Origin of the sequence: Hahella ganghwensis DSM 17046 (genome assembly GCF_000376785.1) — a bacterium.
Taxonomy (GTDB): domain Bacteria; phylum Pseudomonadota; class Gammaproteobacteria; order Pseudomonadales; family Oleiphilaceae; genus Hahella; species Hahella ganghwensis.
The window spans coordinates 18,062-34,248 of record NZ_AQXX01000117.1 but is presented as its reverse complement, the minus strand read 5'-3'; the positions used below and the strand labels follow the sequence as shown (position 1 = coordinate 34,248).

Sequence of the window (16,187 nt, the reverse complement as noted above, 5' to 3'; positions counted from 1 at the left end):
TGCACAGACATTGCCATGACGGTAATTGATACACCCTGCAGCAATTTGTTCTACCGGTCTGTCTTTATGCAGACTCGGTTGCCGGAATTAAAGTCTGCCAGAGTGATCCTGACTGGATGCCCCCGACTGAGTGGCACCGATTAGGCGCCCCCGACAGCTTTCTAATCCAGATTCTGAAGTCGCCTCAGAGACCTCATATTTCTGGACTCAGCCCGGCTTTTTTCTAATAGTATTTCTTCTACGTATGCAAGATGGTCGTGGGCTGCCGACCTGGACTCCTGCGGGTCTCTTGCCAGCACCGCGTTCTTGAGACGCGTGTGCTGTTCTTTTATTCTCGTCCGCATGACCTCTTCCTCGTAAAGGTAATGCAGGTTGCTCACAATATTCTGTTTTAGCAGCGTAAACAATGCGCGCATAGTATGAAGCAGCACCACATTGTGTGCCGCCTCGGCTATCGACAAATGAAACTCCGCATCAGCTCTTGCTTCATGCTCGGAGTCTTTGACATCGTGATAGTGCAGCCAGTCCTGATAGCGTTTTTCAATAATTTTTCGATCTGCCTCTGTTCCGCGAATTGCAGCATAGTATGCGGCAACGCCTTCTAGAGCATGCCGGAATTCCAGCAAATCGTATTGAGCTTCAGGATGTTGGCTGATCAGCGCAAACAATGGTTCAGTATAGCTGCTTCCCAGATCCTGGGAGACATAATTGCCGCCCCCCTGGCGACGTACCACCAGCCCTTTGGCCTCCAGTTTCTGAATGGCTTCCCTGACTGAGGGACGTGACACTTCAAACTGGACCGCCAGAGCCCGCTCGGGAGGAAGCCGCTGACCGGGCTTCAAACTACCTTCCAGAATCATCTGTTCCAGACTATCCAGAATGACATCCGCCAGTTTTGGCTGTTTCAAAGGCTTTACCTGGGCCATGGCGTTGACGTCATCTCCTGCAACTAAGCTTAGCATGATATCGGAATGGTATGACCACTCAAGTGGTATGACCAATCCGAGCGGGCGGGAGACTAACATATCTCCTCAATATACGCATCAGAGCTTAGACCAAAGTCTAAATTGAGCACAAATTAACCAGAATATACGCCCATACTATTGACTCTCCTGTACAGGCAGCATAATTTATCAAAAGCATTTGGTAAATTGGTATTACCAATATTACTCAAACAATTGTTTAAATATCACGTCTCCTTCACCCACAGGGGACCGCCAATAATGACTGTATACACATGGCACCTTTTATGAGCAGACTCTATCCGGAAAAACCCGGGCACGTTTACTTCTTCGGCACTTGCCTGATCGACCTGTTTTACCCTGAAGCCGGTCTGCACGGAATCCAGTTATTGGAACGGGAAGGCATCAAGGTCAGCTACCCGCCAGAGCAATCCTGTTGCGGCCAGCCCGCTTATAATTCTGGTTACGACGACGAGGCCAGATCCGTCGCAGCAGCCCAGATCGCCTGTTTCCCGGAAGAGATACCTGTAGTAGTCCCCTCTGCTTCCTGTGCAAGCATGATTCGAGAGCACTATCCCTCCCTGTTTGCCGGAACCGAACAGGAGAAACTCGCCCGGGATCTGGCTCATCGGACCTACGAACTGACAGAGTTCCTCGTTGAAGTATGCCGGATTGAGCTCAAAGATATGGGAGCCCCTGCCAAAGTAGTGGTGCATCACTCCTGCAGCGCACAGCGCCATCTGCGCATCTCCGGTCAGACCCAGAAACTACTGAACCAGTTGGATAATGTCGCTATCGTTCAGCAGGAACGCGCTTATGAATGCTGTGGATTTGGAGGAACCTTTTCCGTTAAGGCCCCTGAAATTTCCAACGCCATGGTGCAGGACAAATGTGACAACCTCGTGGCGACAGGAGCTGACCAGCTAGTAACAGGAGACTGTGGCTGCATGATGAATATCACAGGCGCTCTGGAAAAGAGGAAAGATCCACTCAAAGGCCAGCATATCGCTTCATTCATATGGGAGCGCACTCAATGACAGCTCCGGACGCAAGCCATATTAATCGAAACTTCAAAAGCCGTGTGATTGAAGCTCTGGAGGACCAGGAATTACGAAACAACTTTCGCGGTGCGATGGATTTTCTCATGCAGAAAAGAGCCGCGATGTTCCCAGATCCGGAAGACCTGGAAGCGCTTCGTCATCGAGGTGAGCAAATCCGAAACCGATGCTTACAACAATTGCCTGAATTGCTCGAAAAACTGGAGAGCCAATGCGTCAATAACGGTATCAGAGTGCACTGGGCTGAAACGGCTGAGCAGGCCAACAACATTATTCTCGGTATCATGAAGGACCACCAGGCCACCCGAATGATCAAGGGCAAATCCATGGCGTCGGAAGAGATTGGCCTGAACCACTTTCTGGCTGATCATGACATAGAAGCACTGGAAAGTGACATGGGGGAATACATTGTCCAACTGGATCACTCAACTCCCTCGCACATCATCATGCCCGCCATTCACAAAAATAAACAGCAGATTGCCCGTCTGTTTCACGAGAAAATACCAGGGATTGATTACACCGAAGATGTGGATCAACTGATTGGTACTGGCCGGAAAGTTCTGCGACAAAAGTTTTTTGAGGCAGATGTCGGACTGTCGGGCGTTAATTTCGCTATCGCTGAAACCGGAACTCTTTGTCTGGTGGAAAACGAGGGCAACGGACGCATGAGCACCACGGTGCCTCCTGTTCACATTGCGCTTTGCGGTATTGAAAAAGTGGTTGAGTCCCTGACAGATGTACCACCGTTGTACCGACTCCTCACTCGCTCAGCCACCGGGCAGGCGATCACCACCTACTTCAATATGATCAGCGGACCACGCAAACCGGACGAACTGGACGGCCCGAAAGAAGTCCACCTGGTTCTACTGGATAACGGCCGGTCGCGCATGTATGCCGACAAACAACTGCAACAGACGTTACGTTGCATCCGTTGCGGTGCCTGTATGAATCACTGCCCGGTGTATACAAAAATCGGCGGCCACGCCTACGGTTCCACATACCCCGGTCCAATCGGCCAAGTGGTTTCACCACAAATCTGGGGATTGGACAAGGCCGGCAGCATTACTCAAGCCTGCTCATTAAACGGCGCCTGCCGGGATGCCTGCCCTGTCAACATCCCATTACCCAATCTGATCCGACGTTTACGGCACGAGGGAAATATCGATAGTGCAGACTCACAAACTCTTGGTAGAGGCAGCCTGAGAAAACCGGTTGAGTCCCTGATCTGGAAGTTCTGGACATATCTGAACAGCTCCCCACTGTGGTACCGATTGACACTTTGGGGAGCCACCCGGTTTCGTAACTTGATGCCTTCCAGTATCGGTCCCTGGACTCGCTATAGAAGCGCCCCCCGGCCTGCCGAAAAGTCCTTGCATGAGCTGGTAAAGGCACACCAATCTCAATCTCCCAGTCATGTCATCAAACCGACAAAACAGGAGACGAAGTAATCGCATGAACAGCCGACAAAATATTCTGCAACGCCTGCGCCAATACCGCTCTTCCAATCCTGTTACGGCAACATCGGAAAGCGGCTCTGTCGGAGTGGTTCAGGTCGCCAATAAACCAGAGGCCTTTATTACTGCAATGGAAGCAGCTCATGGTGAAATCATCAGAACAAGCATTAGCCGCTGGCAGCAAGATCTTTTTAAACACCTGCAATCACAATCGATCAACAATTTGATGGTCGCCGGAAAAGGTCGTTTCACCGAAGCTCTGTTATCGAACGAGGCTAATCATTCAGCTATCGAAGTCATCACTTACGACCAGGAAATCGAAGGGATAAAAGAACAACTTTTTCACCGGGTAGAAGCTGGCTTTTCCATTGCGGCAGCTGGTATCGCGGAAACCGGAACACTCATACTGAAAACAGGACCGACAGAACCACGAACACTCTCGCTGGTCCCTCCCGTCAGCTATGTCTGGCTGAACGTCGACACTCTTTACCAGAACCAGACGGAGGCCTTTGCAGACAAAGATAAGATGCTCCCCCTACCGACCAACCTGTTGTTGATATCGGGTCCGTCAAAAACCGCTGATATCCAACAAACCCTGGCTTACGGGGCACATGGGCCAAAACGACTGATCATTCTCTTAGTTGAAGACTGACCACCGGTCCTCCCGAGGTTAACCCATATGCCACCTCATATTGGCACATGAGAACAACTAGCTAAATGTGAATAGCTGGATAATTGGATAATAGAGAGCAACGATGAACTCTGATCTGACTTCCTTTATTGAGAGAATTAGCACTGTGATTCCCCCGGAACGTCTGATCAAAGACCCTTTGAGACGACTGGCTTATGGAACGGATGCCAGCTTTTACCGGTTAATACCACAGCTGGTTGTAAGAGCAGAATCAGAGGCTGAAGTCGTCATACTCCTGCAGGCCGCCGGGGACTACCGAATTCCACTGACGTTCAGAGCGGCCGGCACCAGCCTCTCCGGGCAGGCGGTCACAGATTCGGTGCTGGTTCAATTGCAGGGCTGGAAGCAACACGAAATATTGGACGGTGGTCAGAGAATCAAGCTACAACCCGGCATTATTGGCGCTCATGCAAATCGCCATCTGGCACCCTACGCGCGCAAGATCGGACCCGACCCTGCTTCAATCAACGCCGCTAAAATTGGTGGCATTGCAGCGAACAACGCCAGCGGAATGTGTTGTGGCACCCGGCATAATAGTTACCATACGCTGGCAGATATGCGACTTATCCTGGCGGACGGAACCATACTGAATACCGCCGATCAGGAAAGTCGCCAGCGCTTTCAGGACACCCACTCGGATACTCTGAAGGGGCTGTCCAACCTACGACAAAAAATTCTGAGCAATAACGCCCTGAAGGAGAAAATTCAGCATAAATACCGGTTAAAGAACACCACCGGATACGGCCTGAATGCTCTGATTGACTTCGAGGACCCTATTGATATCCTCATTCATCTGATGATCGGTTCAGAGGGTACTTTGGGTTTTATATCCTCGATCACCTACCGTACCGTTGAAGACCACCCGGCCAAATCCACAACCCTGGTATTCTTTGCTGACGTCAGAACCACTTGTGAGGCAGTTGCCGCACTCAAATCGTCACCGGTAGACGCCGTAGAGTTGATTGATCGGCGAGGCCTGTCCGCCATTGAAAATAAAACCGGCGTACCGGAATTCGTAAAGCACCTGCCTGACGGGGCCGCTGCGCTACTTATTGAAACCCGGGCTCAAAATCAGTCTTCTCTGGAGACAAAGATTGACACAATCAACGAGGTTCTTTCCGGCTATAACATTCTCAATCAATTACCCTTCACTCAAATACCGGAACAAATTGCCCAACTTTGGAATATACGCAAAGGCCTTTTTCCAGCTCTGGGAGCGCTGAGAAAAAACGGCACAACGGTGGTAATAGAAGACGTCGCCTTTCCGGTACCGGATCTGGCAGATGGCGTACTGAAACTCCAGGCATTATTTGAGCGGTACGACTATCACGATGCGCTAATCTTCGGTCACGCACTGGAGGGCAATCTACATTTCGTTTTTGCACAGGATTTGAATGATCCCGATGCCATCGAAAGATACCGATGCCTGATGGACGACGTTGCTCAACTTGTTGCTGTGGAATATGGCGGATCACTAAAGGCAGAACACGGCACCGGCAGAAATATGGCGCCCTTTGTCGCTCTTGAATGGGGCGAAAATGCTTATGGCATCATGCAGGAAATCAAAACACTCCTGGACCCGGATGATCTCCTGAATCCAGGAGTCATCCTCAATGCCGACCCGGAAATCCACCTCAAAAACCTGAAACCGATGCCACCAGTGGACCCACTTGTAGACAAGTGCATCGAGTGCGGATTCTGTGAACCTGTTTGCCCTTCACGGAATCTCAGCCTGACGCCCAGGCAACGTATTGTCATCTCCAGAGAGATAGAAAGACTGGATAGTTCTTCTGAAAACCCGGCGCTGCTGAAAACACTGCAACAGGATTACCTCTATCAGGGTGATGACACCTGCGCAGCCTGTGGACTTTGTGCCACCAGTTGCCCTGTAGGGATCAACACCGGAGATCTGACCAGAATGCATCGCCACCAGCACAACAAGATTCATACCGACAAAGCTCAGTGGGCTGCGGATCACTTTCGAGGTATTACAAGAGCCACCAGAGCCATGCTGGGAACCGCGGATATTCTTCATGGCCTGATGGGCAGAGGTGTTCTGGAAGGGAGCACCCGAGCGATCAACAAAGTCACCAAAGGCAAAGTTCCTGTCTGGCATCCTTATCTCCCCAAAGTGGCACCTCGTCTGACCGAATCAACACCGGTTAAGGACCATTCGCCCTGCTCAACGGATCCCTTGCATGGTCAGTTACCGGACAAAGTCGTTTATTTTTCAAGTTGTGCCACCCGTACCATGGGACCAGCCAGAGGAGACTCGGAGTCACAATCAGTGACTCAGGCAAACTTATCTCTGCTTGCCAAGGCCGGTTTTCAGGTGATTTTTCCAGAAAATATCGACAGCCATTGTTGTGGCATGCCTTTTCAAAGCAAGGGATTCTTTGATACGGCCAACCAGAAAGCAGAACAACTTTTGAACGCCCTGTGGCAGGCCAGCGAAGAAGGTAGACTACCTGTGTTTTCGGACACCAGCCCCTGCACGATGAGGCTTCTGGATCAAATCAAGTCTCTATCCGGGTTTTCAGGCCTGCGACTGCTGGATACGGTTGATTTCATCCATGACCATCTAATGCCCAGGCTGGAAATCACGCCGACCAATATGCCGACCGCCCTTCATATTACCTGCAGCACCACCCGAATGGGAATTGCAGACAAGTTGACAGCCATTGCCAGGACCTGCTGCACCAGCGTGTTAATACCAGATGATATTACCTGCTGCGGATTCGCTGGTGATAAGGGCTTTACCCAGCCAGAACTGAATGCCTCTGCCCTCGCTCCGTTAAAAACCCAGATACAGGAGAATCAATGTGAAGCGGGCATTTCCAACAGCCGTAGCTGTGAAATCGGCTTATCACTCCACTCCGGTATCCACTATCACGGCATCAGCCTGTTGGTCGATAAAGTCAGTCAGCCAAAACCCAGAACCTGAAGTAAAAACGGCAGGCTAAAAAGCCAGACCTGCGCCTATCGACAAACAACTCTGGCGAAAACTGAGTATCCGTAGGAATCTCTTACAGCATCAAACGCGAGCAGGTTCAAACTTCCACAATTAGGGCAGCTTTATTATAAGCTGCCACTTCATTGCGTTATGCGGAGCCGCTAGACTACAAAAAGAAAACATCTGTTACATTACCCTTACAAATGATAACCGGTGGCTCCCTAAAACATTTTTGTACGCTTATAAAGATCCCGGGAATAAATGATGAATACCCGTCTGCTGTTCGCATCTACCTGTCTGCTGCTTGGATTGAGCTCATGGTCATTTCACCTGGCAGCAGTCGAGCCGTTGGATGAAACGGGAATGGCAGAAATCCACTTCCCCGGTCTACCAGCCACTGCCACAGGAAAATCCGTTCAGATCGCTGATGAAGCCACCGCCGAAGCACATGCCCATGTACGCAAGGAAATGATTGTTGCCAATGAGACTTCCAGAACACCTCATTCACCCGAGCCAGAAGACTCCGGCCAACAGATTCAGAACAGGTCGCTGGTCACTTATACAGAGATTACCCAGAGCAATGCTCATGTGGAAAGTTCACTGGCTCTGGTCGTTATCAATCGGGATAAGGCAGACAACAAAAACCACTCTCATGAAGTGGACCAGGGAGTAAATATCAATTTATCCAACACAGTGAATCAGGTCGATATATCCAACATGCGCAGCACACTCAGCATGGATGACAATCGCGGCAACTTCGCGATTCAGTCCATGTCGGTAGACGCACGGATTATCATCAAAACGCGCTAGTCCGGTATGACATTGAGTAAAGGGGCTTCAGTGTAAGAGTGTATACAAGTGGCGGCGGTACTGACGAACGAGCGGGTGTGCCGCACCAAGCATATCAAATAGCTCAATCAATGTGCTTTTCGCCTTGCCATCCTTATATTCACGATCCTTCTTGAGTATTTCCATCAACCGCTCAATAGCAGCGTTAAAGTCATCTGACCTGACATCATGCAAGGCCAGCTGAAAAAGAACTTCCAGATCCTGAGCATCCTGTTCAAACTTTTGCAGCAGCGATGCTCGATCTTCCAGATCCCCTGATTTTTCAGCAAACCTTACGCGAGACAACAGCTGTTTGAACTCAGCACTGTCACGCTGCTCCTTCGGAATACTATCCAGAATTTGCCGGCACTCCGGAGCGTTACCCTGCACCAGTTTCAATGTCGCAATCGCCAACAGGACTTCCGCATTGTCCGGCTCTGCCTGATTGAGCTCCTGAAGTATCACAAAGGCCTGATCATACTCCCCTTCTTCAACCAATTGATTTGCCTCGCCGAGACGGTCATCCGTTGGACTGCTGACATAGGGTTCGAGTAATTTCCTCACTTGCGCTTCTGTTTGAGCACCGGAGAACTCCCCTTCGATACGCCCCTGAACGATGAGCTTAACCGTCGGTAAACTGCGGACACCAAAATGAGCGGTCAACTCCTTTTGCTGGTCCGCATTGACCTTCGCCAATATGACGCCGCCCTTAAAATCCGCCACGACCTTTTCTAGTACGGGCATCAACTGCTTGCACGGGGCACACCAATCCGCCCAGAAGTCGACCAACACAGGCACCTGCATGGATTTATCCAATACAGAAGCCTGAAAGTTTTGCAGATCAGCATCAAAGATCAATTCAGACGACATCGGCTAATTCTCTTGAAATGGTTAGGTTAAGTCCTAGCCCCGGCGAGGCATATTTATGAAGTATGTGGGCATTGCAGCAGTTTTCCAATCCACCCTGCTGAAGAAAATGAAACTGACAGACTCTCTAAGACTAGCACGATTTATTACTCCCCCAGATAAAACAACTTTCACTGAATCAATTCCATAAGCCGGGGTTTAACTCCGATAACTTCACCCCAACGTTACGAAATATTGGTCGTTAACCGGACAACGGAAAGCAAAGTATCATGAGCGAAATCGAATTGGAAAATGACTTGGATCTGGAAGCGGAATTCATCAGCCGTGATGACGGAGAGTCCGGCAGCCAGCCATCAGGCGCCCTGGTTCTCCCACACCAGATGTTACCCAAACGCATCTATTTGTTGCCGGTAACGAACCGCCCATTCTTCCCAGCCCAGGTGCAACCCTTGGTCTTCAATGCCCCACAATGGGAAGAAACCTTCAAACGGGTATCCAATACTGACCATCAGGTTATGGGTTTATGTTTTGTAGAAGAAGGTAATGACCCGCAGAAGGTACCTGACAGCCAAAACCTGGCCACTTATGGATGCCTCGTAAAGATTCACAAGCCATCCCAGGAGGATGACAAATTTCAGTTTATCGCGCAGGGGCTGCAGCGCTTCAAGATTGTTCAATGGCTGCGCCGCACACCGCCCTATCTGGTGGAGGTGGAATATCCGCAACCAGCCAAGGAGCCGGAAAACGAAGTCAAAGCCTACGCCATGGCATTGATCAATACCATTAAGGAACTATTACCTCTTAATCCTCTTTACAGTGAAGAGTTGAAGAACTATCTCAGTCGCTTCAGTCCGGATGAGCCCTCAGCTCTGGCAGACTTTGCCGCCGCCATCACTTCAGCCAAAGGACACCGCTTGCAGGAAATACTCAACACTGTCCCGCTGCTGAGAAGGATGGAAAAAGTACTACTTTTGCTGAAAAACGAGTTGGAAGTCGCCCAGCTACAAAGTCGAATCAGTGCCGAAGTCAATGAGAAAATTTCAGAAAGGCAACGGGAATTCTTTTTACGGGAACAGTTGAAAATCATCCAGAAAGAGCTTGGCCTCGCCAAGGATGACCGCACAGCCGATATCGATATGTTCTCTGAGCGAATGGAAGCTTTAGAACCTCCCGAGCATGTCAGCAGGCGATTTAGCGATGAAATCAGAAAGCTATCCGTGCTGGAAACCGGCTCTCCCGAATACGGGGTGACCCGCAATTATCTTGACTGGCTGACCCAGGTCCCCTGGGGGCATGCCTCCAAAGACAAGCTGGATATCGCTAACGCCCGGGACATCCTGAATCAGGAACATGATGGGCTGGCCGATGTCAAAGACCGCATTATCGAGTTTCTGGCGGAAGGCGCCTTTAAGGGCGAGGTCTCCGGTTCTATTCTATTACTGGTCGGCCCGCCAGGGGTGGGGAAAACCTCCATAGGTAAATCCATTGCAAGCGCACTTGGACGCGAATTCTATCGCCTCAGTTTGGGAGGCATGCGCGATGAAGCAGAAATCAAAGGCCATCGTCGCACTTACATCGGCGCACTCCCAGGCAAAATGGTTCAGGCGCTGAAAGATGTCGGGACAGCCAACCCTGTGATCATGCTGGATGAAATCGACAAAATAGGTTCTTCCTACCAGGGCGACCCGGCCAGTGCATTACTTGAAACACTGGACCCCGAGCAGAACAGTGAGTTCCTGGATCATTATCTTGATCTGCGTGTCGATCTTTCAAAAGTCCTGTTTGTCTGCACAGCCAATCAGCTCGACACCATTCCGGGTCCTTTACTGGACAGAATGGATATCGTCAGGCTCTCAGGTTACATCACGGAAGAAAAAGTTGAGATTGCCAAAAATCACTTATGGCCAAAACTTCTGGGCCGAGCCAAATTGAAGAAAAAACAGCTGGCGATTACCGATCCGGCTTTAAAGGAATTAGTAGAAGGCTACGCCCGCGAAGCCGGCGTCCGAAACCTGGAAAAACTCCTTCACAGAATCGTGCGCAAAGGCATCGTCAAACTGATGGAACAACCAGACAAATCCCAGCGCATTGGCATTAAACAGCTACACGAGTATCTGGGCCCTCCTCTCTTTAAAAAGGAATCCAGTCTGGGAGGTATCGGCGTGGTAACAGGCCTGGCCTGGACCGCGATGGGTGGAGCGACACTCCCCATAGAAGCGCAATTGATCCACTCCAGTAACAGAGGCTTCAAGCTCACAGGGAAACTGGGTGATGTGATGCGGGAATCTGCTGAGATAGCCTACAGCTACGTATCCGCCAATCTCAAAAAATTCAAAGGGGATCCATCTTTCTTCGACAAGGCATTTGTGCACCTTCATGTCCCTGAAGGCGCGACGCCGAAAGACGGACCAAGCGCCGGTATCACCATGGCAACCGCATTATTATCACTGGCCAGAAAACAGGCCCCCAAGGCCAATGTAGCCATGACAGGGGAGCTCACTCTGACCGGCCAGGTGTTCCCTGTCGGAGGCATTCGCGAAAAGGTAATTGCCGCCAAGCGACTTGGCATCAAAGAGATCATTCTGCCTGAAGCAAATCGCCGGGATTTCGAAGAGCTGCCGGACTACATCCAGGAAGGCATGAACGTACACTTTGCGAAAAACTTCCAACAGGTCCAGAGCATCATGTTCGAGGGGTAATCAAGGGCCTTTCGTTGCCTGAATCGCCCCAAACCAGCTTTCTGTCTGCTCGCCGGTATTGTCGCTGTCCGTCATGATCGCGACTGCTGCAACCGATGGCGGCTCATAACCAAAGGCCGCCTTAAAGTCCTCCCTGAGATTCCGCCTTTCGCTCACCCACTGCCCCGCATTGTCGTTCCCGGACTGCACTATGATCATTTTGACGCGGCTGGTATAGGGATTATCGGCGATGGTTCCAATCTCTCCACGGTTAGCCCATATATATGAAAGAGTCGCAAGCGGCGGGCGTTCTCCATAAATCATTTCATAGGTCTTTACCTGCATTTCCTCCCACCAGCTCAGTTCCACTCCGCTGGTATCAAAGGTGACATAGACGCGGGCAGGATAATCATCACCTGATTTCTTGCGATAGTCGCCCTTTATATATATAGAAGAGATTTTCCACTGCCACTGCAAATAAGGAAATTGTTCCGTGGAATAAGCCAGTTCTCTTATCAGACCGGAGGCAGATTGATTGGAGTAAGCTTTAATCGACTCGACTCCCTCTTCCACAGTGGTTTGATATATCGTGTGGGTAGATATTTTTGGAAATGTGACAGGTTTCCACCCTGACGGTAATTGCGCTTCGTTCTCACCGAAAGCAAGACCAGTCGGGCCCAGGATCGGCAGCACACTGTCATCCGTCTTCTTCAGGCTCCCAGCTTCTCCCTGTCCATAAGTGCTTATGAACAGAAAACAACAGAACCCGATCATGCAACGACGCGGGATTTTTCCCATTAGAACCCCTTAAAAACTGCGGCAATCACGTATGTCGATCAATAAATAATTAAATCTATACTTGCCAACTTACCAGTTGTGATGATGTTTTGTCCTGTCTTTCTTATAGACGCTTTGAAGGTGCCTGTTGAGGCACCTTTTTTTTTAACTAAAACATGGATCACAGTGGGTGTAGCCTAGCCTTTGACAGTGCGTATACCCTGTTACAGGCTGATATCCGTCGTGTAACAGTCGCCGACCCTTTTCTTGTTTGTACTTTGGGGTTATATTCCAGACTGTTTTACCGTATGTTCGGTGCGGTTTGAAGGTGACCCAGCCAATCTGACCACCTTCCAATGCTCCGGCCACACAACGGAAACACGATTAAAACTACTAAATTCGGGAAGACAATATAATGAAAAAGAAAGTCGCTCAGAAAGTGCTCGGTTTAAGCGCCTCTGTCTTGCTGGCTGGCAGCTTCAGCCTGGCAAATGCAGAAACCATCAAAATCGCTATTGCAGGCCCACAGACCGGTGATGTAGCTCAATATGGTGATATGCAAGTCATCGGCGCAGAAATGGCTGTTGAGCAAATCAATGCGGCAGGTGGCGTCAACGGTGACAAACTTGAAGCCATACGTTATGACGACGCCTGTGAACCCAAGCAAGCGGTTGCTGTTGCGAACAAAATTGTCAACGACGGTATCAAATTTGTAGTTGGTCATCTGTGTTCAGGTTCTACCCAACCAGCTTCTGACGTTTACGAAGATGAAGGCATCCTGGTGATCACTCCGGCTTCTACCAGCCCTGAAATCACTCAACGTGGCTACACCATGATTTTCCGTACTATCGGTCTGGACAGCCACCAGGGACCCACTGCAGGTCGCTTTATCGCAGAAACCATCAAACCTTCCAATGTTGCCGTCATTCACGACAAGCAACAGTATGGCGAAGGTATTGCTACCGCTGTAAAGAAAACGCTTGAAGAGAAAGGCGTTAATGTTGCCCTGTTTGAAGGGGTCAACAAAGGCGATAAAGACTTCTCGCCTTTGATCGCCAAACTGCAGAAAGAGAAAATTGACTTCGTATACTACGGTGGTTACCACCCTGAGCTGGGTCAAATGCTGCGTCAGGCATCTGAAAAAGGTTTCGATGCCAAATTCATGGGCCCTGAAGGGGTAGGTAACAAAGATATCAGCCAGATTGCTGGTGAAGCCTCAGAAGGTTTGCTGGTAACTTTGCCGCCCGCATTCGACCAACGCCCAGAAAACCAGGACCTGGTAAAAGCATTCAAAGCCAAAAGCCAGGACCCAAGCGGTGCTTTCGTCATGACTTCTTACACAGCTGTAAAAGTTATTGCTGACGCAATCGCAGGCACTGACTCTCAGGAAACTGATGCGATCCAGGATTACCTGCGCTCCAATACCTTCACTACGCCAATGGGCAAGATCTCCTTTGACGACAAAGGCGATCTGAAAGGCTTCGATTTTGAAGTCTACACTTGGCACGCAGATGGTAGCAAAAGCACAGTAAACTAGGCTTAACTTAGCTATCAATAAAACACCTTCTTCACCGAATCTGTAACTGAATCAAACAATTACAGCCCAAGTAAGAAGGTGTTTTTATTGGACCCCGCCGCCTAAATCCCCACAAAGGCTCACAAGGCGACACATAGAATAAAATTGGAGTACCCATCCAATGCTTGAAGTGACCCTCTACTTCTTACAGCAGCTAATTAACGGCATAACTATCGGGAGCACATACGCCCTGATAGCCATAGGCTACACCATGGTCTATGGAATAATCGGCATGATCAACTTCGCCCACGGCGAGGTGTATATGATCGGCACCTACATTGCCTTTATGGCGATTACCGGGCTGGCAATGCTGGGCATCGACTTTCTGCCCATCGTATTTGCTGTTGCCCTGATTTCCAGCATGCTGGTATCCAGCACCTTCGGACTGGCAATTGAGCGGGTCGCTTACAGGCCTTTACGTGGTGGTAACCGACTGATTCCTCTGATATCTGCAATCGGGATGTCATTTTTTCTACAGAACTATGTCCGGATATCACAAGGCGCCCGGGATATTGCCATGCCCAGCGTGGTCACCGGCGGCTGGAATTTCGGCCCTGAAGACGGCTTCCAGGCCTCTGTTTCCTACATGCAGATTATCATCTTTGTTGTAACTGTCATTTCCATGACAGCCCTGACTCTATTTATTAACCGCTCCCGCCTGGGCCGTGCCTGCCGGGCAACAGCTCAGGACCTGAAAATGGCTGGGCTGCTGGGCATCAACACCAACAACGTCATAGCGGCAACCTTTGTTATCGGTGCTGCACTGGCGGCAGTTGCCGGCACCCTGTTGGGAATGTACTACGGTGTTGCCAACGCTTATATCGGCTTTATCGCAGGCCTGAAAGCCTTTACAGCAGCAGTATTGGGCGGAATCGGCAGCCTTCCTGGTGCGATGCTGGGCGGCCTCATTCTCGGTATTGCAGAGAGTATGACTGCAGCCTACTTCAGCACCGAATATAAAGACGTTGTATCTTTCGGTCTTTTGGTACTGATACTCCTGTTCAAACCAACAGGTATTCTAGGTAAACCGGAAGTGGAGAAAATCTGATGAGAAGCAACCTGTCATCGGCTTTCTTTGCAGCCGGCGTTACTTTTATTCTGGCATTTCCGCTATTAGGTCTACAGCTGACGACTGAAGGGGTCAGTCTGATTCTGGCATCGTCTTCAGCGACTACTCTGTCTTACGTCGCCATTGGTGTCTTGGCAGTATTCTTTGTTCAGCTTTTCAAAGAACAGATTCTCGGCCAACTCAGCAAAGTCAAACCTAAGCCTGGCACGATCAGCAATCTGCTGCCCGCAGAAGAAAACCGGGCAAAGCTGGTAAAGCCAGGTGTTCTTTTCGTTGTTGTCGTTGCACTGCTTTGGCCGTTTATGATGGAGCGCGGCGCAACAGACCTCGCCACCCTGGTATTGATTTACATCATGCTTGGTCTTGGCCTTAACATTGTTGTCGGTCTTGCCGGTCTACTGGATCTGGGTTATGTAGCTTTCTATGCAGTTGGTGCTTACACCTACGCCCTGCTGGCCGAAAACCTGGGCTGGTCATTCTGGGCATGCTTACCGCTTGGTGGCCTGCTCGCAGCACTGTTCGGTTTTGTTCTTGGCTTCCCGGTTCTCCGTTTACGGGGCGACTATCTTGCGATCGTCACTCTGGGCTTCGGTGAAATTATCCGTATTCTTCTGAACAACCTGACCGAGCTGACCAATGGTCCTAACGGTATCGGTGGAATCCCCAAGCCAACCCTGCCTGCTATCCAGACAGAACCAGACGTTTCCATCATCGGTCTTGAGTTCTCACGCCGGGCCAGTGAAGGCAACGTCCCCTTTCACGAATTCTTTGGCATTTCCTATGATCCGGCTATGAAGGTTGTTTTCCTTTACCTTCTCGCTTTGGTGCTGGTGTTCTTTACCCTGTATGTTATCCGTCGTTTGATGAGAATGCCGGTTGGGCGCGCCTGGGAAGCGCTTCGTGAAGACGAAATCGCATGTCGCTCCCTTGGCCTGAACCGTACGGCGATCAAGCTTTCAGCCTTTACGATCGGTGCAGCATTCGCAGGTTTCGCAGGTTGCTTCTTCGCGGCCCGTCAAGGCTTTATTAACCCTGAATCATTCGTATTCAAGGAATCCGTCATCATTCTGGCGATTGTTGTATTGGGCGGTATGGGGTCACAAATCGGTGTTATTCTGGCGGCGATTCTGATCACAATTCTTCCGGAACTTGCTCGTGAGTTCCAGGAATACCGCGAACTCATGTTCGGCTTGATGATGGTGCTCATGATGATCTGGAGCCCACAGGGACTTCTCCCCATGAAGCGCCCCCATATCGAACTGAAACAGGAGTAA

At 50.2% G+C, this 16,187-nt stretch carries 12 protein-coding genes; 9 read left to right on the top strand and 3 right to left on the bottom strand.

Annotated features, from left to right (window positions below):
* Positions 1–161: 161 nt before the first annotated feature.
* A complete protein-coding gene (gene pdhR / locus F566_RS0114665; protein ID WP_020407756.1) occupies positions 162–926 on the bottom strand; it encodes a pyruvate dehydrogenase complex transcriptional repressor PdhR in 765 nt (254 codons plus the stop codon).
* Positions 927–1,249: 323 nt separating this feature from the next.
* On the opposite strand from pdhR, the gene F566_RS0114660 reads away from it, so the two are divergent.
* The 5 genes from F566_RS0114660 (at position 1,250) to F566_RS0114640 (ending at position 7,928) form a co-directional block, all read left to right on the top strand.
* On the top strand, positions 1,250–1,999 hold the full coding sequence (locus F566_RS0114660) for a (Fe-S)-binding protein (protein WP_157496802.1): 750 nt from the start codon (positions 1,250–1,252) through the stop codon (positions 1,997–1,999).
* Positions 1,996–3,468 (top strand): LutB/LldF family L-lactate oxidation iron-sulfur protein, encoded by a 1,473-nt coding sequence (locus tag F566_RS0114655; protein WP_020407754.1) that lies wholly within the window; start codon positions 1,996–1,998, stop codon positions 3,466–3,468. The genes F566_RS0114660 and F566_RS0114655 overlap by 4 nt, the downstream gene beginning before the upstream one ends.
* Positions 3,469–3,472: 4 nt before the next feature.
* The gene (locus F566_RS0114650) at positions 3,473–4,126 is read left to right on the top strand and encodes a LutC/YkgG family protein (protein ID WP_020407753.1); all 654 of its coding nucleotides are present in this window, start codon (positions 3,473–3,475) and stop codon (positions 4,124–4,126) included.
* 103 nt (positions 4,127–4,229) lie between these two features.
* The gene (locus F566_RS0114645) at positions 4,230–7,109 is read left to right on the top strand and encodes an FAD-binding and (Fe-S)-binding domain-containing protein (RefSeq protein ID WP_020407752.1); all 2,880 of its coding nucleotides are present in this window, start codon (positions 4,230–4,232) and stop codon (positions 7,107–7,109) included.
* 270 nt (positions 7,110–7,379) lie between these two features.
* A complete protein-coding gene (locus tag F566_RS0114640; RefSeq protein WP_157496801.1) occupies positions 7,380–7,928 on the top strand; it encodes a hypothetical protein in 549 nt (182 codons plus the stop codon).
* Between the two features lie 27 nt (positions 7,929–7,955).
* Here the strand turns inward: F566_RS0114640 and F566_RS0114635 are convergent, their stop codons facing one another.
* Positions 7,956–8,816: a tetratricopeptide repeat protein gene (locus F566_RS0114635; protein ID WP_020407750.1), complete on the bottom strand. Its 861-nt coding sequence runs from the start codon at positions 8,814–8,816 to the stop codon at positions 7,956–7,958.
* 266 nt (positions 8,817–9,082) lie between these two features.
* Here F566_RS0114635 and lon point away from each other — a divergent pair, with 266 nt between their 5' ends.
* Positions 9,083–11,512, top strand: coding sequence for an endopeptidase La (gene lon / locus F566_RS0114630; protein ID WP_020407749.1), 2,430 nt, complete (start codon positions 9,083–9,085; stop codon positions 11,510–11,512).
* Here lon and F566_RS32985 read toward each other — a convergent pair whose 3' ends face one another.
* Complete coding sequence (locus F566_RS32985; RefSeq protein ID WP_020407748.1) at positions 11,513–12,289, bottom strand: DUF3047 domain-containing protein; 777 nt, start codon at positions 12,287–12,289, stop codon at positions 11,513–11,515. It lies immediately after the preceding gene.
* Positions 12,290–12,683: 394 nt separating this feature from the next.
* Between F566_RS32985 and F566_RS0114620 the strand changes: the two genes are divergently transcribed.
* The 3 genes from F566_RS0114620 to F566_RS0114610 all read left to right on the top strand — a co-directional run bounded on the left by F566_RS0114620 (position 12,684) and on the right by F566_RS0114610 (position 16,187).
* A complete protein-coding gene (locus tag F566_RS0114620; RefSeq protein ID WP_020407747.1) occupies positions 12,684–13,805 on the top strand; it encodes a branched-chain amino acid ABC transporter substrate-binding protein in 1,122 nt (373 codons plus the stop codon).
* Between the two features lie 160 nt (positions 13,806–13,965).
* Positions 13,966–14,892, top strand: a complete 927-nt coding sequence (gene livH / locus F566_RS0114615; protein ID WP_020407746.1) for a high-affinity branched-chain amino acid ABC transporter permease LivH — start codon at positions 13,966–13,968, stop codon at positions 14,890–14,892.
* The gene (locus tag F566_RS0114610) at positions 14,892–16,187 is read left to right on the top strand and encodes a high-affinity branched-chain amino acid ABC transporter permease LivM (RefSeq protein ID WP_020407745.1); all 1,296 of its coding nucleotides are present in this window, start codon (positions 14,892–14,894) and stop codon (positions 16,185–16,187) included. The genes livH and F566_RS0114610 overlap by 1 nt, the downstream gene beginning before the upstream one ends.

What these genes read in the sequence shown, in the direction of transcription:
- pdhR (WP_020407756.1), bottom strand. Translation starts at nt 926, where the DNA reads ATGGCCCAGGTAAAGCCTTTGAAACAGCCAAAACTGGCGGATGTCATT.
- F566_RS0114660 (WP_157496802.1), top strand. Translation starts at nt 1,250, where the DNA reads ATGAGCAGACTCTATCCGGAAAAACCCGGGCACGTTTACTTCTTCGGC.
- F566_RS0114655 (WP_020407754.1), top strand. Translation starts at nt 1,996, where the DNA reads ATGACAGCTCCGGACGCAAGCCATATTAATCGAAACTTCAAAAGCCGT.
- F566_RS0114650 (WP_020407753.1), top strand. Translation starts at nt 3,473, where the DNA reads ATGAACAGCCGACAAAATATTCTGCAACGCCTGCGCCAATACCGCTCT.
- F566_RS0114645 (WP_020407752.1), top strand. Translation starts at nt 4,230, where the DNA reads ATGAACTCTGATCTGACTTCCTTTATTGAGAGAATTAGCACTGTGATT.
- F566_RS0114640 (WP_157496801.1), top strand. Translation starts at nt 7,380, where the DNA reads ATGATGAATACCCGTCTGCTGTTCGCATCTACCTGTCTGCTGCTTGGA.
- F566_RS0114635 (WP_020407750.1), bottom strand. Translation starts at nt 8,816, where the DNA reads ATGTCGTCTGAATTGATCTTTGATGCTGATCTGCAAAACTTTCAGGCT.
- lon (WP_020407749.1), top strand. Translation starts at nt 9,083, where the DNA reads ATGAGCGAAATCGAATTGGAAAATGACTTGGATCTGGAAGCGGAATTC.
- F566_RS32985 (WP_020407748.1), bottom strand. Translation starts at nt 12,289, where the DNA reads ATGGGAAAAATCCCGCGTCGTTGCATGATCGGGTTCTGTTGTTTTCTG.
- F566_RS0114620 (WP_020407747.1), top strand. Translation starts at nt 12,684, where the DNA reads ATGAAAAAGAAAGTCGCTCAGAAAGTGCTCGGTTTAAGCGCCTCTGTC.
- livH (WP_020407746.1), top strand. Translation starts at nt 13,966, where the DNA reads ATGCTTGAAGTGACCCTCTACTTCTTACAGCAGCTAATTAACGGCATA.
- F566_RS0114610 (WP_020407745.1), top strand. Translation starts at nt 14,892, where the DNA reads ATGAGAAGCAACCTGTCATCGGCTTTCTTTGCAGCCGGCGTTACTTTT.